Raw genomic sequence first — 271 nt, 5'->3', positions numbered from 1 at the left:
GCTGAGGCTGGCGAGGTTGTTGCCGTCATATACCTTGCCGTTGGCCTGCATGCCGCTGATGGTCAGGGCCTTGGCGCTGATATCGGCGCTCAGGCCCATAGGATTGCTGATGCTGTAGTTGCTCGCCAGGCCGCCGTTGCTGCCATTGACCAGGGTGGCGCCGCTGGCGGTTACGGTCTTGCCGGTGCCGGCGTTTTTATCGCTGAATGTCGCGCTAAGGCCGGTGACGCCGAGGGTTTCATTGCCCACCAAACCATCCAACGCACCACCG

General features: G+C 62.4%; 1 protein-coding gene. It reads right to left on the bottom strand.

What is annotated here, in order from left to right:
* Positions 1-271: YDG domain-containing protein (locus tag BHC62_RS28550; protein WP_218124022.1), on the bottom strand; the 271-nt coding region annotated here is incomplete at both ends.

The organism is Pseudomonas sp. 06C 126 (genome assembly GCF_001855215.1).
Classification (GTDB): Bacteria; Pseudomonadota; Gammaproteobacteria; order Pseudomonadales; family Pseudomonadaceae; genus Aquipseudomonas; species Aquipseudomonas proteolytica.
The sequence above is the reverse complement of the archived record's forward strand: the minus strand, read 5'-3'. Positions and strand labels throughout refer to the sequence as shown.